The following is a 22,540-nucleotide window of genomic DNA, read 5'->3' as shown; positions in this document are numbered from 1 at the left end:
TGTTGACCATGGACAGCTAACCAATAAATTGCAGGAGCAAAATTTAAACTGATTTAAATTATTTACATTTTATTGCAACCTAAATCCAAAAGCAATTGTCTACTTTTAAAAACCATTACACCATGTTATACAAAATTGCACCTTTTTTAATGATCATAATGGTCACCTGGATCACTTCAATGGCCATTGTTCAATTGTTAAAATTTCGAATCAAAAAGAAAATAGTGGAAGCCGGACTGACTGATGAAAGTCTGGTAAAAGCCATATTAAAAGATAGCCTGGGGTATAAAGAGAGACAACAGAACACCCTGAAGTGGGTTTTTCTGGCGGGCTTTGGTGGCCTTGGCTTAATTGTCCAGGAATTTATTCCCTATAATATGGATGAATCCCTGCTGCCTTATGGCGTAATTCTGATTTTCCTTTCTGTTGGCTTGTTGTTCTATTACCTGTTGAACAACCACCTTTCAAAAAACAACCAAGATGCTTAAACAAAATTAATGGGGCTATAATGGCCCCATTAATTTTTTCAGCCTTTTTGTGGCCAGTTCTCTTTAGCCGTTGCTTAGTTTTTTCTCGACCCTGTTGAATGCAAATATGGCAACCAGGCCAAGGAGAATAAAGCCTTTAAACCGATCGGCAATACTTAAGGCCGGTGCAAGGGACTCTTTAAAAACAAAGAACATCGAGACAATTACAACGGCACCAATCAAGCAAACAGCCCCCAAGAGCCAGTAAAATAACACATCACTGTTTTTTTTCTTTTCGACTTGGATGCGCCTGAGGACATTTGATTTGAAGGACATCGAAAGATGTTCAGTAGGCGCTTTGGCCAATTGATCGTAAAGCAATTCATAGGCCTGTAAGTCTTCAGCGTTTACCTTTTCAAAAGGAACATGTGCCGTTCCTTTCATTTTGCGGTCAAGAATTTCCTGAATTCTTAAATCATCATCTTTCTTCATAATCCTTTTTTAAATGAGGTGCAATTATATCCTTAAGCAGCTTGCGCGCCCGGAACAAGTAATTTTTTACGGTCCCTTCAGGCATGCCTGTCGTTTCACTTATTTCCTCGATAGAAAATTCTTCCAAATGGTACAGGGTCAACACCACACGATAATTTTCCGGTAACTGGCCAATGAGCGTGTTAATATATGCTGAAGTGCTTTTTTTGATCAATAGTTCCTGGGGATCATCCTGATCTGTTTCCAGATCCAGAAAGTCTTCGGGATAGTCTTCGGTAGCGTTTCTTTTGCTTTTTTTTAAGTAATTAAGGGCGGTAAAATAGGTTATTCTTGCAATCCAGGTAGACAACTTTGACTGATATTTAAAAGTACCTATACTTTTATAAATTTTCACAAACACCTCCTGACAGACATCCTCTGCATCCATTTGCTCCGGGACAATCCCCTTGGTGATGTGAAAAATCAAATTCTGATATTTATCGACCAGCAAGGAAAATGCCTTAGGATCTCCTTTGATGATCCGCACTATAATTTTCTTTTCTTCGTCCATGGACATATCAAAGTAGACAACATCATAGTGAATAAGGTTGCAATATAAATAAAGATTTTAATCCTGATCCAACTGTACAACTTTATTCCCGGGAATGTGACGGTCTTTCTCTCTGATTTTTAGATCGATGCCTTTGTGGCCTTTATTTTCAATGGTGATTTCAGCTGTAGCTATTTTGAACAATAAAATACATTCTCTGTACTGTACCCTGAAGGAAAATGATGTCCAGCCCTCAGGCAACAGCGGGTCAAAGTTCAGTTTGTCGTTGATGACCCTCATACCGGCAAAACCTTCCACAATGCTCATCCAGGTCCCGGCCATGGAAGTAATGTGCAAACCATCTTCCGTGTCGTTGTTGTAATCGTCCAGGTCTAAGCGCGCGGTCCTCAAATAAAATTCATAGGCCCGTGTTTTATCTTTCAGCCTGGAGGCCAGAATGCTGTGGATGCATGGGGAAAGTGAGCTTTCATGTACAGTTCTGGGTTCATAAAAATCAAAATTCCGTTTCAGGGTTTCCAGATCGAATTCTTCTTCAAAGTAATACAGGCCCTGTAAGACATCGGCTTGTTTAATGAAACAAGACCTCAGGATCCGGTCCCAGCTCCAGTTTTGATTTAATGGCCGGTCCTGGGCAGGCAGGTCGGTAACCAGCCGTTGTTGCTTATCCAGATAGCCATCCTGCTGCAGAAAGATTCCCATGGAAGGCTCATATGGCAGGTACATATTGCTGCAAATCGCTGCCCAGGCTTCAAACTCTTCTTCTTTAAAATGGACCCTTTGCAGCAGGTCTTTGTATTTGCCTGGCGATGCCCTGGATACCTGCTTTGCCGCTTCCCTGGCATACCTGAGGCACCACACCGCCATTTTACTGGTGTACCAGTTGTTGTCTACGTTATTTTCGTATTCATTCGGACCGGTAACCCCCAGCATGACGTATTGCTGCTTTGCCCCGCTCCAGTTGACCCGCTGTTTCCAGAAACGGGCAATGGCAATCAATACTTCAAGGCCGTAATCAGCCAGATAGGAACGATCGTCCGTATAACGGACATAATTATAAATCGCAAAAGCAATGGCCCCGTTCCTGTGGATCTCTTCAAAGGTAATCTCCCATTCATTATGACATTCTGACCCATCCATGGTGACCATTGGATAGAGGGCGGCCCCATCTCCAAAACCCAGTAATGTTGCATTCTCTATGGCCTTATCCAATTGCTTATACCTGTAAAGCAATAAATTTCTGCTCACCTGTTTTTCAGCTGTGGCCAGGTAAAAAGGCAGGCAATAGGCTTCCGTATCCCAAAAAGTAGCACCTGCATATTTTTCCCCGGTGAACCCTTTAGGCCCAATGTTCAAGCGGTCATCTTTTCCGGTATAGGTTTGGTACAGTTGAAAAATATTAAAGCGAATGGCCTGCTGGGCACTGGCGTCTCCCTCAATTAAAATATCGCTTTCCTCCCATTTTTTTGCCCAGGCTACCGCCTGCGCCTGCTTCAACTGATCAAAGCCTTTATGCATTGCCTGCCCAAGGGATTGCCGGGCACATTGCATCAGCTGTCCTCCGGGATGGTTCAGCGATGACAATTGAACTGAAATCTTATCTATGGAAAGCGGCTGGTTCTTTTTTACCTCTACAAAAAAACGCTGTCCGACATAATCCTGGTCACAGATATCCTCTAAGTCTATCCGGATTTGTTTTTCATTTTTTCGTATTAAAAAATTGCTTCCTGTGCACACTTCAAATCCGGTTTTTTTTGTCCGGTTGAACAAATACATCCCTTCATCTGAAACTTCGGTAACACCGGGTTCCCAAAATTTTTCTCCGTAATTGCTGTCCTGATTGTACACATTTCCGTTCAGGTAAACGGTGATCTTTAATGTTCCTTCGAAATTTAAGGGCCATAAACAATACCGTATTGCCCCAATTTCATCGTCTGCAATACTGCAAAAACGAAGGGCCTGTACACGAATGCATTTGCCGTTTTTTAATCTGGCCGTAAAACGACGTTCCAGATAGCCCTCACGCATATTCAGTATGCGTTTAAAATCTTCTACCTCACAATGGGCAAGGTCCAGAACTTCTCCGTCAATTTCTATATCTATACCAATCCAGCTGGTTGCATTGATCACTTTGTCAATTTTATTGGGGTAGCCATTTTTCCACCAGCCCACTCGGGTTTTGTCGGGATAATACACGCCACCTATATAATTGCCTTGCAAAGCGGGGCCACTGTACTGTTCTTCAAAATTTGCCCGCTGTCCCATCCTTCCATTGCCCAGACTAAAAATACTTTCTGAAATTTTGTTCAGCTGAGGATTAAATCCTTCTTCTATAATGTTCCAGGGATCGGCTTTAATATAATTCTTCATCAAGTCGCTTCTTAATTTTTTATCAGGCTATAGGCATTGTTGGTCAAATCAAAAGTGATGGTATAACTTCCTGCTGCTGTAACAGAAATATTTGCACCGTTTAAAGCCAACTTACCAGCAGTACCTCCATAATTTGTTCCCCAATCGTAATTTTTTCTAAATTTCAACTGACCGGGCACCAGGTTTACAGTTGCCCTCCAGATGCCTTTCCCATCATTAATATACTTCAGATCGGTATCTCCAAACCAGTTCCCCGGGGTGGCATCACCAATCACTGACCAAACCAGAGGTGTAATGCTCCAGGTTTTGGCATTTAAATCGACATTGAGTTGTTTAGCGCCCGCAGTTAAGGCATTTAAATTCCCTCCGGTTAAACTCAATGTCCCGTTTTTTCCATCTCCGTAAGAAACGTCCCATTTTTTTGCCGGGGTAAGTTTAAATTCCAGATTGCCGGCTGTAAAAGCAATTACCCCCGAATAAATTCCGTTGCCGGTTTCAGAAATCAGGCTGTCGGCAGTCAGAATGTTCCAGCCCTGATAAGCGCCGGGTACATAGATCCAGGCAGTTAAGGGAAATGGTTTCACATTCAGCACCACCGTATTGCTGTATACTGCCGGCTTGTCTTTAGAAATGGAAGATTTCATACGGACTTCTATGTCACTTGCACTTTGGGAGCTCAGGTTTAGCGAAAGCAGCAGGTTATTAAAATCCAGGCCATTGAATGCCTTCACGGCTGCCGGAGCGTCTACGGTAACCTCTTTGGGTGCAGAAAAACCAGCACCTTTGCGGTCAAACTGCAATACGGTGGTTAAACCGGCCTGGTAACCAAAATCTGGTGCTCCCATAGAAAATGTAATGACCGGACTTGTCAGCATAGATTTATCCAGTACCAGCGAGCTCACAGAAGCTTTTAAGCTTCCAGGTGTTCCGGCAGTAGCGATGGTTTTATTTTCATCTTTTTTACAAGACCAAAGGCTAAGGAGCAGCAGGCCCAAAGCCATGGATTTTATCAGCAAAGGTTTCATATCTTATGTATTAATAACCTGTATTTTGTGTCAGATTTGTATTGGCAATTACATCAGAGGCTGGCAGCGGAAATAAGGTCCTGAATGACTCAAGCCCCTTACCTCCCTTGACCCCACCCTTCCATGGCCATAAATAGGAAGCATCGGTATATTTTCCAAAGCGGATCAGGTCTGTCCGGCGGTATCCTTCAAAGTACAATTCCCTGGCACGTTCATTCAGGATGTCGTTTAAAGTAATGCTGCCCAGGTTTGCTGAACTGTTGCCATAAGCACGCTGGCGAAGTGCATTAAAATAACCCAGCGCCTGTCCGGTACTTCCGCCTGCCCCACCACGCAGCACTGCTTCGGCATACATCAAATAAACGTCTGCCAAACGAAGTAAAGGAAAGTCCAGGGAACAAAAGATCCCGTTCTGTGAACCGCCTGCTGCCCCAGTGGAACTCACATTTCTGTATTTGAAAACCCTTAAGCCGTCAGTGAATGTTCCAACATCGTCATTGGCCGTTTTGGCACCAAAAAACAATGCCCTTTTATCGGTTTTACCACTATAATCTCCAAACAGGGCGGGTAAGGTCGATTTGCTCCGGTTGCCCCACCAGCCGCCATTTGGGATGCCGAATGAAGCCAGGTCTACCTCCGCGGGGTTCACCATAGAATTGACCAGAAATGTGGTCCCTCCATAATTCTGGGTATAGAAACCATCGTAATTAATGGTCAGTATCATCTCATTGGCACTGGTATTTTTATTGTCGGTCAGGAACAGGTTTTTATAATTCTGTGCAAGTCCATAACCCGCATTGATCACTTGAGCGGCATAAGTAACCGCATCTGTATACCGGGCATTTCCAGGTCCAAGGTAAACTTCTGCATTCAGGTACAAACGGGCCAGTATGGTCCAGGCTGCTGCCTTATCTGCCCTTCCATAGTCACCTGTCCTTGGACTGGCCAGATCACCGTCAATCGCCTTGAGTTCGGATTCTATGTATTTAAACAGATCGGCCCTTTTGATTTGCTTAGGAGAGGTTTTTCCTATTTCATCCTGTTCGGTGACAAAGGGTGGGTTACCAAAAAGATCCAGCAATACCCAATACTGATAGGCCCGCAGGAACCTGGCTTCTGCCCTGTAACGGGTAACTGCAGCAGCATCGCTACCGGTAATGCCCCTACGGCTCAGTTTGTCGGGGGTGCTTTCTCTTAAAAATTCATTAGCCACGGTAATCTGATAAATGCTCCGGGTATATAATCCTTTGATCATAATGTTGTCTGAGCCTGGCATACTGTAATCGGTATCATAGACGCCCGGATCGTTCCAGTTGCAGATGGCCTCATCAGAGCTCAGTTCCTGTAAGTTCCAGAACAGACGTAAAAAATCCGATTGTCCGGGATCTATGCCTGCCAGATCTCCACTGGTCGGCCCTGTTCCACCCGTTAGTGCAAAGCTGGCGTAAATTTTCAGGAACGCCTGTTTATACCCTGCCGGGGAACTGTATACCTGATCGGCGGTCAGGTCGTTGGTTGGGTTTACATTCAGTGCATCTTTTTTGCAGGAAACCAATACCGTTAAAACCGTACAAAGGATTGCAGTAAATATTTTGTATGATGTTTTCATCTTCTGAGTTGTTGAGTTAAAAACCAAAATTTGCGCCCAATGTATAGGTCCTCGGACGGGGATAAAGCATATAGTCTATTCCGGTAGAAACCTCCGGATCTATACCCTTATATTTGGTCAGTACAAATACGTTCTGACAGTTTGCCGAAAGGCTTAAAGTCGTTGTCCCATTTTTAGACAACCGGCCAACATTGTAAACAAGTCCCAGATTGTCCATTTTGAGAAATGATGCATTTTTCACATAATAATCGCTGCTGAACTGGCTGGCAGCAAAACCGGTGTTAAAGAAGTCCCTCAACACGTTGTTTACTGTTCCTGCCGTATTCAGGATGCTTCTGCCCACACCAAAATTGGAAGACACATTATCATAGACATAATTTCCTATATTGGACCGCAGAACCGTACTGAGTGTCCATTTTTTGTAGTTTACAGCGGTACTGAAACCCAAAACATATTTTGGTGCCGGGGACTTGTAGAAATACATATCTTCCGGTGTCACTTTCCCATCACCATTCAGGTCCACATAAGTGCCTTCGATTGGTTTTCCCTGCGCGTCATAAACCTGTTTATAGACCAAAAAGGCATAAGGTTCCAGGCCGGCAGTATGGTATTCTATATTATTTCCTGTACCTCCGGTGATCGCTCTGGCCACCTGGCGGTAAGCAGGGTTATTGTTCAGGGTTAAATTGGTGACCTTGTTTTTGTTATAGGCCACATTAAAGCCCAGGTCCCAATTGAATCTTTCGCCCTTAAATACAGCAATGTTCAGGCTTGCTTCTATCCCCTTGTTTTCCATATTGCCTACATTGGTGAGCAACTGGTTGCTGAAATTGGTGCCTACCGGAATTTCTACCGTAGCCAGCAGATCTTTGGTTTTTTTATAATAAGCATCAATGCTTCCGTAAATTCTTCCACCGGCAAAACCATAGTCGATCCCCACATTAGAGGTTGTGGTGGACTCCCACCTCAGGGTCTTATCATAGGCCATTGGGGTATAAACCGGAGAAAAACCATTTCCCGTTTCATACTGTCCTTCGTTCGCAGAAGGATAATAGGTTGGCAGATAGGCATAATTACCTATCCCATCTTTATTACCGGTCTGGCCATAGCTTAACCTCAGTTTAAGATCAGATAACACTTTGCTGTCTTTCAGAAAAGCTTCCTCCTTAAGCTTCCAGGTAAAAGCCGCCGATGGGAAATAACCCCAGCGCCCTTCCGGGCTGAATTTGGAAGAACCATCGGCCCGGATCGTTCCCGAAAGGATGTAACGATCGGCCAGCGTGTAGATAAAGCGGCCATAATACGACAGCAGTTTATTTCTTTCCACCACAAAAGGCCTGGCCGGGGTACTGATGACTGCACCAAGGGCATTATAGGAAGTCAGGTTAAAATTGGTATAGGCATTATCGTAAAAACCATAACCTGCAGTGACGTTAAAATTACTGTTGATGCTTTTTACGGTTTTGTTGTAGTTTAAATAAGCCTCCGCAAAACGATTGTCTTGTGTTCCCATATAAGGCTGGTAAAGCCCGCCCGTTGCTGAATTTGAAGCCGCATAAGCCGGAACATAGGTCCTTCCACTCCCGCTGGAAACATCATAACCCAGGTTCAGGTTCACATGCAGTTCCTTTAAAAAATGAACTGCATAATCCATTTGAACATTCCCAAAACTCCTGCTGGCCTTTCCCTGGTTGTCATTCAACTCCAGCAAGGCCAGGGGGTTTTTCGGGGCACTGTTGTTTGGGTTTTTCCCGGTCAACCATTCAAAATAACCACCATAGGCATTGTCCGCATAAATGGCTTGTGTCGGATCAAATACGATCGCATTTCCAATAGCGCTTGTATTTGCAAATTTAGTATCGGACAAGGACCCTTTTAAATTAAGTTCGATTTTCAAATGGTCATTAAACAGTTTAGGAGAAAGGCTGATGCCTGCAGTTGCCCTTTTCAAACGGTCTCCCCGTAACATCCCTTTCTGGTCCAGGTAGCCCCCTGAAATACGGTAAGGTACTTTTTGAAAAGTACCTGCAAGGCTCAGGTTGTTATCGGTACTAAAAGCATTGTCAAAGATCACATTCTGCCAGTCTGTATTGGCCGTGCCCAGTAAGGCTTTCTGAGCAGCACTGCCATTTGCATTAATATAGGTCCGCACTTCATCTGCAGACAGCACGTCTGCTTTTCTTGCAATCGTTGCAAGCGAGTTATTGCTACTGAAATTGATGACCGGCACCGCGCCACCACCTTTTTTTGTGGTAATCAGGATCACTCCGTTTGAGGCCCTGGATCCATAAATTGCTGTAGCATTGGCATCCTTGAGCACCACAAAACTTTCAATATCATTGGGGTTGATCAGCGTAAGCGGATTGGAGGAAGCGGTTTGCGTTTGTCCGCTAAGGGGGTTTCCATCAATGACAATAAGCGGATTGTTACTGGCATTTAAAGAAGCACCGCCCCGGATGCGGATGGTGCTTCCAGACCCTGGATTGCCTCCGTTTGGCGTAATGGATAAGCCTGCGACCTTTCCGGCCAGTAACTGATCGGGACTGGTAATGGCCCCTTTTTGGAAATCTTTGGCATTTACCGTAGTTACAGCCCCGGTAAGGTTTTTCTTTTCTACACTCCCATAGCCGATCACCACCACTTCATTTAAATACTTTGCATCGGGAACCAGCTTAAAATTCAGGGAAACACCTCCGGCGGTTAAACTTACAGTTTGGTCTAAAGGCTGATAACCGATAAAACTGACCCTGACTGTATAGTTTCCCTGACTGAGCCCGGTTAACCTGTAATAACCATTTCCGTCGGTAGAGGTACCCCCGTTTGTTTCTTTGACAACAACTGAAGCTCCGGGCAAGGGCTGCCCGGTTTCATCAAGAACCCTGCCGGACAGCTGTCCGGTCTGGGCGGAAATGCCTAATGCCGAACAAACAAGCAGCATCAGTACCCCCGTTCTTTTCAACAGGTATAATAGGTTCATACAATTGGTTTTGGTTAAAAAATCTGGTTGATATTTGGTTGGTTTATTTATTCAATTTCCATACTTGTACGGCATAAGGCCCTAAACGGGCTTGTATCTTCTGGTCAGCAAAGGTGTATTTTGAGGCCCCAAACACACTGGTTATCTTGCCGGCGGGCCAGGGAACTGTAACTTCTGCGGCCTGCTCTGCTGCCGATAAATTTACAGCGACAATCACCTGTTCAGTTTCTGTATCCCGGCCAAAGGTATACACCTGCTGGGTAGAATTTTGCAGGGTACGGTAGGCGCCATTAATCATTGCAGGATGGTCTTTTCTCAGGCTGATCAGTGATCTGTAAAAATTCCATAAAGAAGCGGGATCATTTTTCTGCTCCTGATAGGAAATCCCGTCATTGCTTTTTACGGAACTGCTGTCCCACCAGGGCCCGCTGTTTTTATACCAGAAGGCCATGCCTTTTCCCGTCGCCTCTTTGTACCATTCGAAAGCTTCACGGTAAGGAATTTCGTTTGCATCTGTAATGCCCCCATATTTACCAAAGAAACTGTCGCCCAGCATCCCGATCTCCTGACCATAATAGATGGAAGGGATACCGCCAATGAGCAGGTTTAATGCTGCACCGACCTTCTCTTTTCCGGGGTCACGTTTTACGGCAGTTGCAAATCGCGGTATGTCGTGATTTTCTATAAAAACAATTTGTTGTTTCCCCTTTGGGGTACGGGCAAAAGTGGTGTCGGCATAGGCAGCGATCTTATTTTTATCAAAACTTCGAATGGCCTGCTGGATCCTGAAAGCAAATACACGGTCTACCCCTCCTTTTTCCAGATAGTCAATCCCATAAGAACCCCAGTCTGCCTGTTCGGCCATAATGCTGATTTTCGGGTTTATAGATTTGAGCTGCTCAATTAAGGGCACCCAAAAACTTTTAAAAAGGTCTTTAAGGGCCGCTTTATGGTCCAGCTCATCCATCATATGGTCCAGGCGAAAGCCATCCACCCCATCTTCAAATTTGCCATCTCCATTAGGGTCCAGCCAATGTTTAAATAATTTCGCATTGTAATCTTTCACCTGTTGGTTATGAAGGTTAACCGTAGTGATCTTTCTGAGCGTACCATCATAACCTTTTAAATCCCTCAGGTTAAAAACAATCGTGGAGGGCCTGGTTTGTGCTGCATCTTCATAGAGAATATAATCTGAATATTTAGAAGAAGGATTTTTAAAAGAGTCTTTATACCAGAGATGGTCCTGGGTCACGTACTGGGTTTCCATATCCATATAGATTTTCATCCCTCTTTTATGAATGGACCGCACCAGGCTCAGGTAATCTTTCATGGTCCCGTAACGCGGGTCAATGCGGTCAAAGCTTGTGGCGTAATAGTTATGGTAATAAAAGGATTCATAAAGCGGGGTGAGCAAAATAGAAGTCACGCCCAGGTCCTGAAGGTAGCCGAGTTTTTGTTCAAGTCCTTTCAGGTCACCATGCCCATCGCCGTTAGCATCATAAAAACTGCGCTGAAAAACATGATAAATGACTTCATCATTAGGACCCCTCTGGGCAAAAGCACCCTGAATAAAAAAGATGAAAGCCAGTGCCAGACCGCTTACAGGTGTTGATAACTTCATATTTGGTTAGTTAAAGGGGACATTGTCCTAAAACAACCTCCCCTGGTATAGGTGTGTGGTTCTTTATAATAAAACAGGGTTCAGCTCGGAGTCTGCCGCTGTTCCCGGTGCTTTTCCCATCAGCCATTGCTGACGGTCATTTTCCTGCCATTTATGTTGTGGTTCGGTCACTTTCGCCCCATCGGCAAAATAAATGATGGTCATCACCTCCCTCATTTTATCCGAACTGTTGCCCGGTGCATTATGAATGGTATATCCGCGATGAAAAGTGGCGTCCCCTGCTTTCATTGAATCGGCCCTGGAAATTTTGAAGCCATTTTCCTGAACATAGTCCTCAAAGGCATTTTCAGATTCATCGGAAATAATAAAGTCAAATACATTGTCTTTTTTATGGGAGCCGGAGGCAAAAGTCAGCATCCCCATTTCGGGATTTGGAATGTCTACCAGTGGCATCCACATGGTTATGGTTTTGTTGGTATCCAGTGGCCAGTAATTCTGATCCTGGTGCCAGGGAGTCGGTCCGCCACCTGGTTCTTTAAACAGCGCCTGGTCATGGTAAAGACGTACATTGTCCACTCCCAAAAGGTCGGCTGCAATTTTTGCAAAACGTTTGGCCAGCACAAACTGCTTTACCTTTTGGTCTCCCCTCCACAAATTCATGATCTGTAAAAATGCTTTCCCATAGGTATCCCGGTCTTCGAGTTTCCGTTTTTCCATATTGTATTTATCTGCAGCCTGGCTAATGACTTTTCCATAAACCGCAGCTTCCTGAGGTGAAATTACCCCTTTGATCAGGGTATGGCCATTTTCTTTGAACGCTTCGATTTGTTCGGCTGAAATTGTTTTAAAACTGCTGAGATCTGGTAACTGAATTTCCTTTGCTTCCATAATTTATAACTTGGTTAAATCAAAGTTAGGGGCAACAGCAAGCCTCAAAAAATGAACATGTTGGTTAAAAAATGGTGTATTTTATCCATATCAACAAAACACAGATTAAATCATGCAAATTAAAGCTCTACCATAAACTTCTTCCGGTAATTTAATGGGCTCAGCCCCATTTTCGATTTAAAAGTTTTATAAAAATGGGAAACATCACTGAAACCGCTTTCAAAAGCGATATCTGTAACCGGATTATCCGTTTGTACCAACTGCTGGGTCGCATAGTTCAACCGGTACTGTATCACCATTTCCATAAAAGTCTTTCTTGTCACTCTTTTAAAATATTTACAAAAAGCATTGGTTGTCATATTGGTTAAAGACGCTGCTGCCGTCAGGCTCACCTCTTTTCTGAAATTTTCGACCAGATAAGCCAGTACCGGATTAATCCGTTTTTGATCGCTTAGATCGTGGACGACCGGCCCGGGCTGCTTGTCCAATAAAGTAAAATGACCTGAGGCGGCCAGCTTTTGCAGAATTTCAATAAAAGTGATCAGTTTCTTAAAGCTATCCTGATGTTCCATTTCAACCAGCGCAGAAAAAGTATTTTGATAATCCAATAGCGAAAAACTGATTCCCGAAGCACTTTTTTCCAGCAGTTCCCGGATCAGGACCAGTTCCGGTTTTTCAAAAAAAGAAGTCCCCAAAAAATCGGCTGTGAACTGGATCACCACTGCCTGGGCATCTGGCTGTTTTTCCGGCACCAGTTTCCAGCAGTGCGGAAGATTTGCCCCGACAATCACCAGGTCCCCGGCATTAAAGTCGGCCATATGACTTCCAATATACCTTTTACCCGAGCCGTTTAAAATTAAAGTCAGTTCATATTCCTGGTGAAAATGATACGGTGCCTTAAAGGCCTCGGCACCAAACTTCCGGAGCAGGAAAGATTGTTCTGTAACAAACTGGAGGATTTCGTGCGTGGCTTTAAGCATTGTCTTTTTTTAACACTAAATTAAGGTTTCAAGAGCAATAAAGATAAAATATCCCATAATTGCGCCAACTTCTGCATTGTTGTTCCAAAAATTTAAACCTTATTTTGATCAACAACCAGTATAAACACATGAACGTCAAAAGCATTTTTATCTTTTTGTCCTGTATTTTATGGATTCCCGGCCTCTTGTCCGCTCAGCAGGTCAAACTAACCATTCAGGTAAAAACCCCTAAAAACACCCCTATAAAAGACAGTTTGTTGGTTATTGGAAACCAGGATGTCTGGGGCAACTGGATCTATCCTAAAAGCCGTTCCATGCAAAAAATCAATGACAGCACCTGGCAACAGTCCAATACATTCCCTGCCGGCACTACTGTTCATTTTAAAGTTACCCGCGGCTCTTATTATAAAGAAGCTGTTTACAACAACACTGGTGTTCCACAGGAAATCGCTTTACAGCTCAAAAAGGACACGACCATTGTTCTCAAACCCAGCAACTGGAACGACCTTTATCAGCGGAGTATTACCGGAACGGTCCGTTACCATCATAACTTCAGCAGCCCCTTATTGAAAAACACCAGGAATATCGTGGTCTGGTTACCGCCCTCTTATTTTAGTTCTCCTGGAAAAAGATACCCGGTCCTGTATGCGCATGACGGTCAGAATATTTTTGACCACACCAATGGTGCAGGCGAGGAATGGCATATGGACGAAACGGCCGATAGCCTGATGAAAAAAAACAAAATAGAGGAGTTTATTATTGTTGGCATAGCCAATACCAAGGACCGCTGGATTGAATATTCGGGAACCCCGGAAGGCTATAACTATGTTAAATTTATTGCCACAGAACTCAAACCCTTTATTGATGGCCATTACCGTACAAAAAAAGATAAAGCCAATACCGCTGCCATAGGTTCTTCAATGGGCGGGCTTATTTCCTTCTATATGGTTTGGCTATACCCGGAAGTATTTTCCAAAGCAGCTTGTCTGTCGAGCGGTTTTTATTTCGATGAGGGCGATATTCTGGCCAAATGCCTTGCATCCACTTCAAGGTTAAACGGAAGCCGGCTCTACCTGGATTGTGGTGGCCTTGACCTGGATAAAGATTTTTTACCCGATAACCAGCGCATGCGCCAGGTTCTTTCTGCCAACAGGTCCATACAGCTTTTATACAAATACTTTCCAAACGATAAACACAATGAATATGCCTGGGCCAGGCGCTTGTATATCCCTTTTCTGTTTTTGTTTGGAAAGTCCTGATCATCATTCTAATTCTGTAAAATGCCAATACATTGTAAAGCCGCCATCACCAGGGGAAAGCAGGATTTTTCTATTGAAGAAATCATTGTGGCTGACCCGGCCCCGGACGAGATCCTGGTACAAATTAAAGCCGCCGGCCTGTGCCATACCGATTATGACTCGCTGAATTGGGGAAAAACCATGATCCTGGGACATGAGGGTGCAGGGCTTGTGGTCAAAGCCGGATCAGCTGTAACAGATTTTAAAACAGGAGATCCGGTGATCCTGAACTGGGCCATGTCTTGCGGGCATTGTTTTCAGTGCGGTCAGGGCAATGTACACCTCTGTGAAAACAATTCGCCTGTTACCGGTGGCACCCACGGCCCAAATACTGGTCATGCCCATGCAATGGGTACTACACAAAACAATGTCCCAATACAAAGGTCATTTAACCTTGGGACCCTTTCGGAGTACACCCTGGTAAAGGCCGCAGCAGCGGTACTCAATACCGCTGCAGAAATGTCATTTCCCGCCGCCAGCATTTTGAGTTGTGGTGTGATGACCGGTTATGGATCTGTAGTCAATGCGGCCAGGGTTAGACCAGGTAGCACGGTAGTGGTATTGGGCAGCGGAGGTGTAGGCCTGAGTGTGATCCAGGCCGCCAGGATATCCGGCGCAGTAAAGATCATTGCCATAGATATTAATCCGGCACGGCTGGAGATGGCCAGCACCTTTGGGGCCACGCATCTTATCCTGGCAAATTCACAAGACCAGGGATTAATTTCTGCATCCCTTCAGGTTAAGGAAATTTGTGAGAACCGTGGGGCTGATTATGCCTTTGAATGCACCGCCCGGCCAGAGCTGGGTGCTGCGCCACTGGCCATGGTTAGAAATGCCGGAACGGCAATACAAGTGAGTGGCATTGAACAAAGCATCCCTTTTGACATGAACCTGTTTGAATGGGATAAAATTTATATGAATCCTCTTTATGGCAAATGCAAACCACAAATTGACTTTCCTGCACTGATCGCCCTTTACAGCGACAAGCAGCTTATGCTCGAAGAAATGATTACCCGTACCTATCCCCTGACCGAACTGAAGCAAGCTTTCCAGGACATGTTGCAGGGTAAAAATGCAAAAGGTGTTATTATATTCTAAGCCTATGTCAAAATTCAGGACTATAGAAATGTCCAATCCTGCCTTTGAGCGGGATCATTTACGATTTATAACGGTAAAAACAGCTTATCTCAAAGGCCGGGCAGACATTTGCGTATTTGTTCCCCCCGGGACCTCGCAAATGAAGGATTTACCGGTTACCCTGTTGCTCCATGGTGTATATGGCAGTGCATGGAGCTGGCCTTTTTGCTCCGGTGTACACCTGCTGGCCGCAAAAATGATTGAAAATGCCCAACTAAAACCAATGATACTGGCCATGCCATCAGATGGTTTATGGGGCGATGGCTCCGCTTATCTTCCCCACCATACCCTGAACTACGAGAAATGGATTGCAGAAGATGTTCCCCAGGCACTTACAGAATGTTTTCCCCAGGTTTCTGAAGCTTCAGCCTTTTTTATTGCCGGACTCTCTATGGGTGGATTTGGGGCTTTAAGGATTGGGGCAAAGTACCATCAGCGTTTTAAAGGCATGTCCGGACTGTCCTCCATCACCAACCTGGACCAGATGAAGCTTTTTACTGAAGAGGAATATGCTGAATATGCGCAGCATGATCCGGTCGATGAAAGTGTTCTGAGAACCATTCTGGCCAACCGCGACCATCTCCCTCCTTTTCGTTTTGATTGCGGCACAGACGATCTGCTGATTGAACACAACCGCCTGCTGCACCAGGAACTCCGCCGGCAGTGCATCAGTCACCGGTTCCAAGAGTTTGAGGGTGGCCATCAATGGGCTTACTGGGAAAAACATATTGCCGCCACTTTACTGTTCTTTAATGCTATTCTTTAAAACCTGCCATGAATACAGCCATTACCTCCTCATCCCAAGGCCTTCAAAAACCCAATCTCTCGCTGCTAAACATCTGGAATATGAGTTTTGGTTTTCTGGGCATACAATTTGGTTTTGCTTTGCAAACAGGCAATGCCTCCCGCATTCTGCAAACTTTTGGGGCCGATGTAGAGCATTTATCCCTATTCTGGCTGGCCGCTCCCATTAGCGGTATGCTGATCCAGCCCATTATTGGTTATTACAGTGACCGGACCTGGACAAGACTGGGCCGCAGAAGGCCTTATTTTTTGTTTGGGGCCCTGATCGCCGCCCTTTCTTTGGCGCTTTTACCCAATGCGGCCCTTTTTACGGCTTTATTTCCTCCTTTGCTCATTGGGGCCGGTATGCTGATGCTTATGGACTGTTCCTTTAATGTTGCCATGGAGCCCTTCCGGGCACTGGTTGCCGATAACCTCAATGAAAAACAACGGGGGACCGGTTTTTCTATTCAAACCTTTTTAATTGGTACAGGAGCGATCCTTGGTTCCTTTCTCCCTTATATCCTTTCAGAGTATTTTGAAATTTCCAAAACTGCAGATCCGGGAAAAGTTCCGGATAATGTGGTCTATTCCTTTTATGCCGGAGCGGTTGTTCTGGTGATCACGCTTTTATGGACAGTCATCAGTACAAAGGAATACGATCCTGAAACACATTTAAAATTTAATCCCAGGGAAGTAGAGACCGGGAAGCCCGGGCTCTGGTCTATCTTTACAGATTTCAGGCAAATGCCTTCAACCATGATAAAACTAGGCCTGGTACAATTCTTTTCCTGGTTCGCTTTATTTTCTATGTGGGTATTTACCACTCCCGCTATTGCCCAGCACATTTACCATTTGCCTTCAAATGATACTTCTTCACCAGCCTACGCCAATGCAGGAAACTGGACAGGAATTCTCTTTGGTGTGTACAATGCCGTTTCCGCGGTATATGCCATATTTCTTCCTTTTCTTTATAAAAAAATCGGAAAGCGGAATACCCATATCCTTTCCCTTTCTGTAGCCGGCGCAGGTTTGTTGTCTTTATACCTGATACAGGATGTCCGTCTGCTCATTTATCCGATGATTGCCGTTGGAATTGCCTGGGCAAGTATTCTGGCTACCCCTTATGCCATTCTTTCCAATACGCTCCCGGCACACAAAATGGGTTTATACATGGGGCTCTTTAATTTTTTCATCACCTTGCCCCAGTTGGTCAACGGTTTTCTGGGTGGTCTTCTGGTGAAACACATTTTTAACGGTCAGGCCATCTATGCCCTGGTCAGTGCAGGTATTTTTATGCTGCTTGCCGCAGCGGTCAGCTTCCGGCTACCTGGAAAACTTTAAGCTTTTTCTATCCTTCTAACCTTGCTGGGCCTAATTAAAAAATAGAATTACATAGCTTTGTTTTCTGCATCCAAAGAACCAGTGCATTAAACAGCTTTTTATGAAAGTGTCCAAACTATCCGATAACTTAAATTCCTCAGGTGCACATGTTTCAGCAGGGCCGGTATCGATCCTATTGTATGAATCGGATAAGGGCAGCATAAACTCCACCATCCAGCTCCGGCAAAACCTGTTTAGCTTTCTGTTGGAAGGTCAGAAAAGCATTCAATATGCAGGGTCCCGGGCGCAAATCAATCCCGATCAATTTTACCTGCTTTCATCAGGTAATTGCCTCATGAGTGAGAAAATTGTGGCAAAAAACGGTCGTTACAGGAGTTTATTGTTGTTTTTTGATCAGAGCCTACTGGCAGATTTTTTTGTTCGACATCAAAAACCTGCTATCATCTCAATAAAAAAAGACAAAGACGAACCTTTTTTGGTGTTTGATAAAGATGCCTTCCTGCTGAACTTTATTGCCTCACTTGGTTTTATGATGACTTCAGGCCTGCCTTTATCTGCTGAACTGCAAAAAGTAAAACTGGAGGAATTGCTCCTGTATTTAAATGACTGCTATCCTGAAAAGATCCTGCGGCTTCGTACTTCCACGTATCAGGCCGATGGGGACCTATGGATCAGGGAAACGGTGACAAATAACATGACCAATACAATTACCGTTGGAGAACTGGCTTTTCTATGTCATATGAGCCTGTCTACATTTAAACGTCGATTTGCAAAAATATATAACAGTTCCCCCTCCAAATGGCTTCTGGAAAAACGAATGCAGAAAGCTGCCAGCCTGCTGAAAAAAGGTGAACTTAAAGCAAGTGAAATTTATCTTGAACTGGGTTATGAAAACTTGTCGAGTTTCATTCAATCCTTTAAACAGGTTCATGGGCTTACACCCAAACAATATCAAATGTCAATTTGAACGTTTAGCTACACTTTTTGAACGTCCTGATGTCTTCCAGAGCCCTTTTGCCGGGCTACTTTTGAACCTAATTAAAAGACAAAAGGAAAAATGAACAAAAAGTATTTCACAGGCCTGGCTGCCTATAACTGCTGGGCAAATCAGATCGTTATGGGTTGGCTGGATCAGATTGACCAGCAGCAATGGAACAAGATCATCACCAGCAGTTTCAGCAGCATCAGGCAAACCGCAATTCATATCGCAAGTGCAGAAAAAATATGGATCGATTTCTGGACAATAGTCCCTGATCCGGTCTACCTCTCTACCCACTTTGAAGGTACCAAACAAGACCTGATGGACATCTGGAAAGAAACCTCTCAGGGTTTGCAAAACTTCATCAACAATTATCCTGAAGAAAATTATCTCCAACCGGTTACATTCAGGTACCCAAGGGGCGGAACGGGTCAACTGGAATTCTGGCAAACATTTTCCCATATCATAAACCACTCTACCTACCACAGGGGACAGTTGGTCACCTTATTGCGCCAGGTGGGCTTTATAAACCTTCGGTCCATTGATCTTGCTACTTACTACATCACAATACAATGATAAGGCGATATTTTCGGACTTCGGTACAGGTTAGAGCACTCCGGCCTTTAGTTTTTTTGTTACCTCCCCTGGCAGCGCCCCTTTATTAACCAATACTGAAATGGTCCTTAAAAGCAGATAGTCTTTTGACATGTAAACATATCCGCCACAATTTGCATAAGCAGCAGAGTTTTTTACAATATAATAACGCCCATCATCCTGATCCGCAGCAATGCCAACAATATGCATATTGTGATCGTCCTGAGTCGTATAATTATCGAAGGCTGCCTGACGGGACTGCTGGGTAATATTTTCTTTCTTACCCAGTTTGCAAAAACCATTGTTAAGTCCCTGGATATCCCCATCCCAACAAACTGAATAATTGTTGAATAAAGCATGGTCAATAATGGCAATCAAATCATTGAGCGGAACGTTCAAATAAAGTTTATGGTCCCAGTTGGATGGCATTTCCAAAACAAATTTCGAATAAAAAGGATGGTGGGTATAAGACGTAACTTCAACATAATCATCAGGATCAATTCCTACATTTTCTTTTGCAAATAACTTTGGCGTATATTTTTTCCCGTTATAGTTAAAGGTGTCCGGTGCTTTGGTCATCGTCTTATAAATGATGTCGGCTATGGACTTTTTATATTCATCAGGGCTGATACGGCCACGTCCGTTTTCTACATAATCCTTTAATCTGGCCAACAGGGTGTTTTCCATTTTTGTATGATCATGGGTGGATGAAGGATCGGTTTTGCCTGAGTAAACAGCCTCTGGTATTGCCCCAAACTTTTTATAGGCTTTCAATGCACTAAATGTTAGATCCCCTTCATTAAAAAGCAAATTGCCTTGCATTCTGATGTACCTTTCTGATTTGTCCATTAAAGCCGGGACCACAAAAAACATTGGTGAAAGTACAACTGGCTTTTTTCCCAGACGAATCGCCTCAGTTTCAATAAAAGAGGTTGTCGCAAAGCTCCAGCATGTACCTGTATTCTGCTGGTCTTTGGTCGGTGTGCTTTCAATGAGTTTTAGGATCTTATAGCCTCCGAATTTTGGATTGAGGTTACTTTTTGGAGTATACACGTAAGTAGTAGGACGAAAATTTAACGGGAATACTGCACCTTGTATCCATTTCCCCTCAATGACTGAATCACCAGGTAAAAATACCCCTTTATACATGGTACCCTTTCCGAACTTCGTTCCAAAATCGGCGAAAACACTGTCTTTTTCAACCCACACAGAATCAATATATCCATTTTTAACAAACTGTTCAGGCACATCAAATGACCCGGAAAACTTATCCTTGTCCATTTTGTAATTCATCACCATCCGAATGACCTGACCGTCTGGTAAAGTCAGTACCCCTAGCCAGGAACCAGGCAGCCGTTTGGTGTCATTGTTCTGTGCATTTACCGATAAACCGAAAAAGACCAGGCTGAGAATTGCTAATATTTTTGCTTTCATAAAATGAATTTTTAATTTTTTGAAGCAAAGAAATATCATTTCCCATCTCCTGAAAATCAATTATCTGTACAGCTTGAAAGGCAGTTCGAAATCGGGATTTAAATGATCAATTCAATACAAATAGAAAATTGTACCGTTTGAATAATTAAAAGCCTCTAGCTATTATTCTTAAAATACTGGCCCTTATATTTAGAGCATAAATGAACAAGGCATTTAAAATAAAAGAATATTTAGAACCACTTCTGCATGCCCTGATATGGGGATGTCTGTTTTTCATACTTTGGCAAGCATCCGAAACATTGGGCCCGTTCCGAAAAACCAATGATAGCATTTATCCGGTACTGATTTGGAGCGGGCTGCTAAACCTGACCTTATTTTATGTTAACTCTTTATATTTTATCCCCAAGTTCATCGCTGTGCAACGTTACAGTGCATATTTTATATGGGTGATATTTTTGTACATCAGCATCGTCATCATAAATTCCGTGCTTGATCATTTCTATAGCATCACATTGTTATCCTCAGAAAAAGAACCTTTACTGGATGACGTCGTTTTAAATATGGGAACTAAAATATTTATCCTGTCTATGTCATTGGGCTATGGATTGACCAAACACCGGATTAAGGATGAAAAAGTAAAGCAGGGCCTGATCAAAGAGAAACTTATTGCCGAATTAAAATACCTTCGGGGTCAGATCAACCCACATTTTCTTTTCAATTCCCTCAACTTAGCTTATTCCAGTGCCACTAAAAATGGTGATCATTTCACTGCAGATATTATTGAAAAATTATCTGGTCTGATGCGTTATGTTTTGTATGAAAGCAATAGTGAAAGCGTCTGGCTGGAGAAAGAGATTAATTATATAGACAGTTATACCAAGCTCCAGCTCCAGCGTCTTGCACCAGAACTTGCTGACCAGATCAGCTACCGGCTTCATGGGGAATGGAAAAAGTATCATATCGCACCGATGATCCTTATTCCATTTATCGAAAATGTATTTAAACATGGGATTATATGGAGTAAAAATTCGGAGGTCCTGATCTCAATACACCTGGAAGCCAACCGTCTGGTGCTCGAAACCAGGAACAGCATTACCATAAAGAAAGATGAATCCATTGCGGGCATAGGTTTAAAAAATGCCAGTGAACGCCTGCAACTTCTTTATCCTGAGCGGCACTCCTTGTGGATTGACAGTAGCAATGATGTTTTTTATATAAAATTAACCCTGGACCTTTAATGAAGACCTATATGAAATGTATAGCCATTGATGATGAGCCTTTTGCACTTGACCTGATTACCGGTTATATTGACAAAACCCCCTTTCTGGAATTAATCAGGGGATTTACGAATCCATTTAAAGCCATGGAATTTCTTTTGGATGAACCGGTAGACCTGGTTTTCCTGGATATCCGCATGCCCGGGCTTTCTGGAATTGAATTGTTAAAATCATTAACGTTTACACCCAAAATAATATTTACCACTGCTTATAACGAATACGGTGTAGAAAGCTATGAGTTTGACGCCATTGATTATCTCTTAAAACCTGTAAAATATGATAGATTTTTGAGGGCTGTAAATAAGGCAAAAAATTATCCGGCTTTAAAAAAAGAAAATCAGCAGATGAATATGGGTCAATTACACGACAACAATTCTATTTTGATCAAAAGTGGTTCCCAGCTTTTCAAAATCACCCATGAAGATATATTTTATATTGAAGGTTGTGGAAACTACATCACAATTTTTACTAAAAATGGTAACGTGATGCCGCTTTTGCCTTTAAATGACATCCTAAAAATGCTTCCAGCCAACCTCTTTATCCGCATTCACAAATCGTACATTATTTCATTAAAGCACATTCAGGTTATAAATAAAGCGAAGATTACCATTAATAAAACACAGCTGCCTATTGGAATTACCTATCGCGAACATTTTTCCAGGATCATAAAAGATGGGTATTTAATTAAATCCTGAAAAAAATTTGCCATTGCCGGGTC

At 43.4% G+C, this 22,540-nt stretch carries 19 protein-coding genes; 9 read left to right on the top strand and 10 right to left on the bottom strand.

Annotated features, from left to right (window positions below):
* Positions 1-122: 122 nt before the first annotated feature.
* The gene (locus tag B0O44_RS09005) at positions 123-488 is read left to right on the top strand and encodes a DUF6249 domain-containing protein (RefSeq protein ID WP_110829472.1); all 366 of its coding nucleotides are present in this window, start codon (positions 123-125) and stop codon (positions 486-488) included.
* A gap of 63 nt (positions 489-551) precedes the next feature.
* Here B0O44_RS09005 and B0O44_RS09000 read toward each other — a convergent pair whose 3' ends face one another.
* The 9 genes from B0O44_RS09000 to B0O44_RS08960 all read right to left on the bottom strand — a co-directional run bounded on the left by B0O44_RS09000 (position 552) and on the right by B0O44_RS08960 (position 12,976).
* Complete coding sequence (locus B0O44_RS09000; RefSeq protein WP_110829470.1) at positions 552-959, bottom strand: hypothetical protein; 408 nt, start codon at positions 957-959, stop codon at positions 552-554.
* On the bottom strand, positions 946-1,509 hold the full coding sequence (locus B0O44_RS08995; protein WP_110829468.1) for an RNA polymerase sigma factor: 564 nt from the start codon (positions 1,507-1,509) through the stop codon (positions 946-948). The genes B0O44_RS09000 and B0O44_RS08995 overlap by 14 nt, the downstream gene beginning before the upstream one ends.
* Positions 1,510-1,566: 57 nt before the next feature.
* Complete coding sequence (locus B0O44_RS08990; protein ID WP_110829466.1) at positions 1,567-3,876, bottom strand: glycoside hydrolase family 65 protein; 2,310 nt, start codon at positions 3,874-3,876, stop codon at positions 1,567-1,569.
* Positions 3,877-3,887: 11 nt separating this feature from the next.
* Entirely contained in the window at positions 3,888-4,901 is a 1,014-nt protein-coding gene (locus B0O44_RS08985) for a SusE domain-containing protein (protein ID WP_110829464.1), read from the bottom strand.
* Between the two features lie 10 nt (positions 4,902-4,911).
* Positions 4,912-6,510, bottom strand: a complete 1,599-nt coding sequence (locus B0O44_RS08980; RefSeq protein WP_110829462.1) for a RagB/SusD family nutrient uptake outer membrane protein — start codon at positions 6,508-6,510, stop codon at positions 4,912-4,914.
* Between the two features lie 16 nt (positions 6,511-6,526).
* Positions 6,527-9,487: a SusC/RagA family TonB-linked outer membrane protein gene (locus B0O44_RS08975; RefSeq protein WP_110829459.1), complete on the bottom strand. Its 2,961-nt coding sequence runs from the start codon at positions 9,485-9,487 to the stop codon at positions 6,527-6,529.
* A 43-nt stretch (positions 9,488-9,530) separates the two neighbouring features.
* Entirely contained in the window at positions 9,531-11,108 is a 1,578-nt protein-coding gene (locus B0O44_RS08970; protein WP_110829457.1) for an alpha-amylase family glycosyl hydrolase, read from the bottom strand.
* Positions 11,109-11,171: 63 nt separating this feature from the next.
* Positions 11,172-11,996, bottom strand: a complete 825-nt coding sequence (locus B0O44_RS08965; RefSeq protein WP_110829455.1) for a phytanoyl-CoA dioxygenase family protein — start codon at positions 11,994-11,996, stop codon at positions 11,172-11,174.
* A 119-nt stretch (positions 11,997-12,115) separates the two neighbouring features.
* On the bottom strand, positions 12,116-12,976 hold the full coding sequence (locus tag B0O44_RS08960; RefSeq protein ID WP_110829453.1) for an AraC family transcriptional regulator: 861 nt from the start codon (positions 12,974-12,976) through the stop codon (positions 12,116-12,118).
* 128 nt (positions 12,977-13,104) lie between these two features.
* On the opposite strand from B0O44_RS08960, the gene B0O44_RS08955 reads away from it, so the two are divergent.
* The 6 genes from B0O44_RS08955 (at position 13,105) to B0O44_RS08930 (ending at position 19,093) form a co-directional block, all read left to right on the top strand.
* On the top strand, positions 13,105-14,235 hold the full coding sequence (locus B0O44_RS08955; RefSeq protein WP_110829451.1) for an alpha/beta hydrolase-fold protein: 1,131 nt from the start codon (positions 13,105-13,107) through the stop codon (positions 14,233-14,235).
* Between the two features lie 21 nt (positions 14,236-14,256).
* On the top strand, positions 14,257-15,372 hold the full coding sequence (locus tag B0O44_RS08950) for an alcohol dehydrogenase catalytic domain-containing protein (RefSeq protein WP_110829449.1): 1,116 nt from the start codon (positions 14,257-14,259) through the stop codon (positions 15,370-15,372).
* Positions 15,373-15,376: 4 nt separating this feature from the next.
* The gene (locus B0O44_RS08945; RefSeq protein ID WP_110829447.1) at positions 15,377-16,177 is read left to right on the top strand and encodes an alpha/beta hydrolase; all 801 of its coding nucleotides are present in this window, start codon (positions 15,377-15,379) and stop codon (positions 16,175-16,177) included.
* Positions 16,178-16,185: 8 nt separating this feature from the next.
* Positions 16,186-17,538, top strand: coding sequence for an MFS transporter (locus B0O44_RS08940; RefSeq protein WP_110829445.1), 1,353 nt, complete (start codon positions 16,186-16,188; stop codon positions 17,536-17,538).
* Between the two features lie 100 nt (positions 17,539-17,638).
* Positions 17,639-18,505 (top strand): helix-turn-helix domain-containing protein, encoded by an 867-nt coding sequence (locus B0O44_RS08935; RefSeq protein WP_110829443.1) that lies wholly within the window; start codon positions 17,639-17,641, stop codon positions 18,503-18,505.
* 90 nt (positions 18,506-18,595) lie between these two features.
* Complete coding sequence (locus tag B0O44_RS08930) at positions 18,596-19,093, top strand: DinB family protein (RefSeq protein ID WP_110829441.1); 498 nt, start codon at positions 18,596-18,598, stop codon at positions 19,091-19,093.
* Between the two features lie 30 nt (positions 19,094-19,123).
* Here the strand turns inward: B0O44_RS08930 and B0O44_RS08925 are convergent, their stop codons facing one another.
* Positions 19,124-20,545: a C1 family peptidase gene (locus B0O44_RS08925; RefSeq protein ID WP_170123293.1), complete on the bottom strand. Its 1,422-nt coding sequence runs from the start codon at positions 20,543-20,545 to the stop codon at positions 19,124-19,126.
* 200 nt (positions 20,546-20,745) lie between these two features.
* Between B0O44_RS08925 and B0O44_RS08920 the strand changes: the two genes are divergently transcribed.
* On the top strand, positions 20,746-21,783 hold the full coding sequence (locus B0O44_RS08920; RefSeq protein WP_110829437.1) for a sensor histidine kinase: 1,038 nt from the start codon (positions 20,746-20,748) through the stop codon (positions 21,781-21,783).
* An 11-nt stretch (positions 21,784-21,794) separates the two neighbouring features.
* Positions 21,795-22,517 (top strand): LytR/AlgR family response regulator transcription factor, encoded by a 723-nt coding sequence (locus B0O44_RS08915; protein WP_170123292.1) that lies wholly within the window; start codon positions 21,795-21,797, stop codon positions 22,515-22,517.
* The last annotated feature ends 23 nt before the right edge of the window (positions 22,518-22,540 follow it).

The sequence above is a fragment of the Pedobacter nutrimenti genome, assembly GCF_003208655.1.
Taxonomy (GTDB): domain Bacteria; phylum Bacteroidota; class Bacteroidia; order Sphingobacteriales; family Sphingobacteriaceae; genus Pedobacter; species Pedobacter nutrimenti.
This window is presented reverse-complemented; position numbering and strand designations above follow the sequence as displayed.

What these genes read in the sequence shown, in the direction of transcription:
- B0O44_RS08950 (WP_110829449.1), top strand. Translation starts at nt 14,257, where the DNA reads ATGCCAATACATTGTAAAGCCGCCATCACCAGGGGAAAGCAGGATTTT.
- B0O44_RS08940 (WP_110829445.1), top strand. Translation starts at nt 16,186, where the DNA reads ATGAATACAGCCATTACCTCCTCATCCCAAGGCCTTCAAAAACCCAAT.
- B0O44_RS08915 (WP_170123292.1), top strand. Translation starts at nt 21,795, where the DNA reads ATGAAATGTATAGCCATTGATGATGAGCCTTTTGCACTTGACCTGATT.
- B0O44_RS09000 (WP_110829470.1), bottom strand. Translation starts at nt 959, where the DNA reads ATGAAGAAAGATGATGATTTAAGAATTCAGGAAATTCTTGACCGCAAA.
- B0O44_RS08955 (WP_110829451.1), top strand. Translation starts at nt 13,105, where the DNA reads ATGAACGTCAAAAGCATTTTTATCTTTTTGTCCTGTATTTTATGGATT.
- B0O44_RS08990 (WP_110829466.1), bottom strand. Translation starts at nt 3,876, where the DNA reads ATGAAGAATTATATTAAAGCCGATCCCTGGAACATTATAGAAGAAGGA.
- B0O44_RS08970 (WP_110829457.1), bottom strand. Translation starts at nt 11,108, where the DNA reads ATGAAGTTATCAACACCTGTAAGCGGTCTGGCACTGGCTTTCATCTTT.
- B0O44_RS08965 (WP_110829455.1), bottom strand. Translation starts at nt 11,996, where the DNA reads ATGGAAGCAAAGGAAATTCAGTTACCAGATCTCAGCAGTTTTAAAACA.
- B0O44_RS08995 (WP_110829468.1), bottom strand. Translation starts at nt 1,509, where the DNA reads ATGGACGAAGAAAAGAAAATTATAGTGCGGATCATCAAAGGAGATCCT.
- B0O44_RS08945 (WP_110829447.1), top strand. Translation starts at nt 15,377, where the DNA reads ATGTCAAAATTCAGGACTATAGAAATGTCCAATCCTGCCTTTGAGCGG.
- B0O44_RS08920 (WP_110829437.1), top strand. Translation starts at nt 20,746, where the DNA reads ATGAACAAGGCATTTAAAATAAAAGAATATTTAGAACCACTTCTGCAT.
- B0O44_RS08985 (WP_110829464.1), bottom strand. Translation starts at nt 4,901, where the DNA reads ATGAAACCTTTGCTGATAAAATCCATGGCTTTGGGCCTGCTGCTCCTT.
- B0O44_RS08925 (WP_170123293.1), bottom strand. Translation starts at nt 20,545, where the DNA reads ATGAAAGCAAAAATATTAGCAATTCTCAGCCTGGTCTTTTTCGGTTTA.
- B0O44_RS08930 (WP_110829441.1), top strand. Translation starts at nt 18,596, where the DNA reads ATGAACAAAAAGTATTTCACAGGCCTGGCTGCCTATAACTGCTGGGCA.
- B0O44_RS08960 (WP_110829453.1), bottom strand. Translation starts at nt 12,976, where the DNA reads ATGCTTAAAGCCACGCACGAAATCCTCCAGTTTGTTACAGAACAATCT.
- B0O44_RS08975 (WP_110829459.1), bottom strand. Translation starts at nt 9,487, where the DNA reads ATGAACCTATTATACCTGTTGAAAAGAACGGGGGTACTGATGCTGCTT.
- B0O44_RS09005 (WP_110829472.1), top strand. Translation starts at nt 123, where the DNA reads ATGTTATACAAAATTGCACCTTTTTTAATGATCATAATGGTCACCTGG.
- B0O44_RS08935 (WP_110829443.1), top strand. Translation starts at nt 17,639, where the DNA reads ATGAAAGTGTCCAAACTATCCGATAACTTAAATTCCTCAGGTGCACAT.
- B0O44_RS08980 (WP_110829462.1), bottom strand. Translation starts at nt 6,510, where the DNA reads ATGAAAACATCATACAAAATATTTACTGCAATCCTTTGTACGGTTTTA.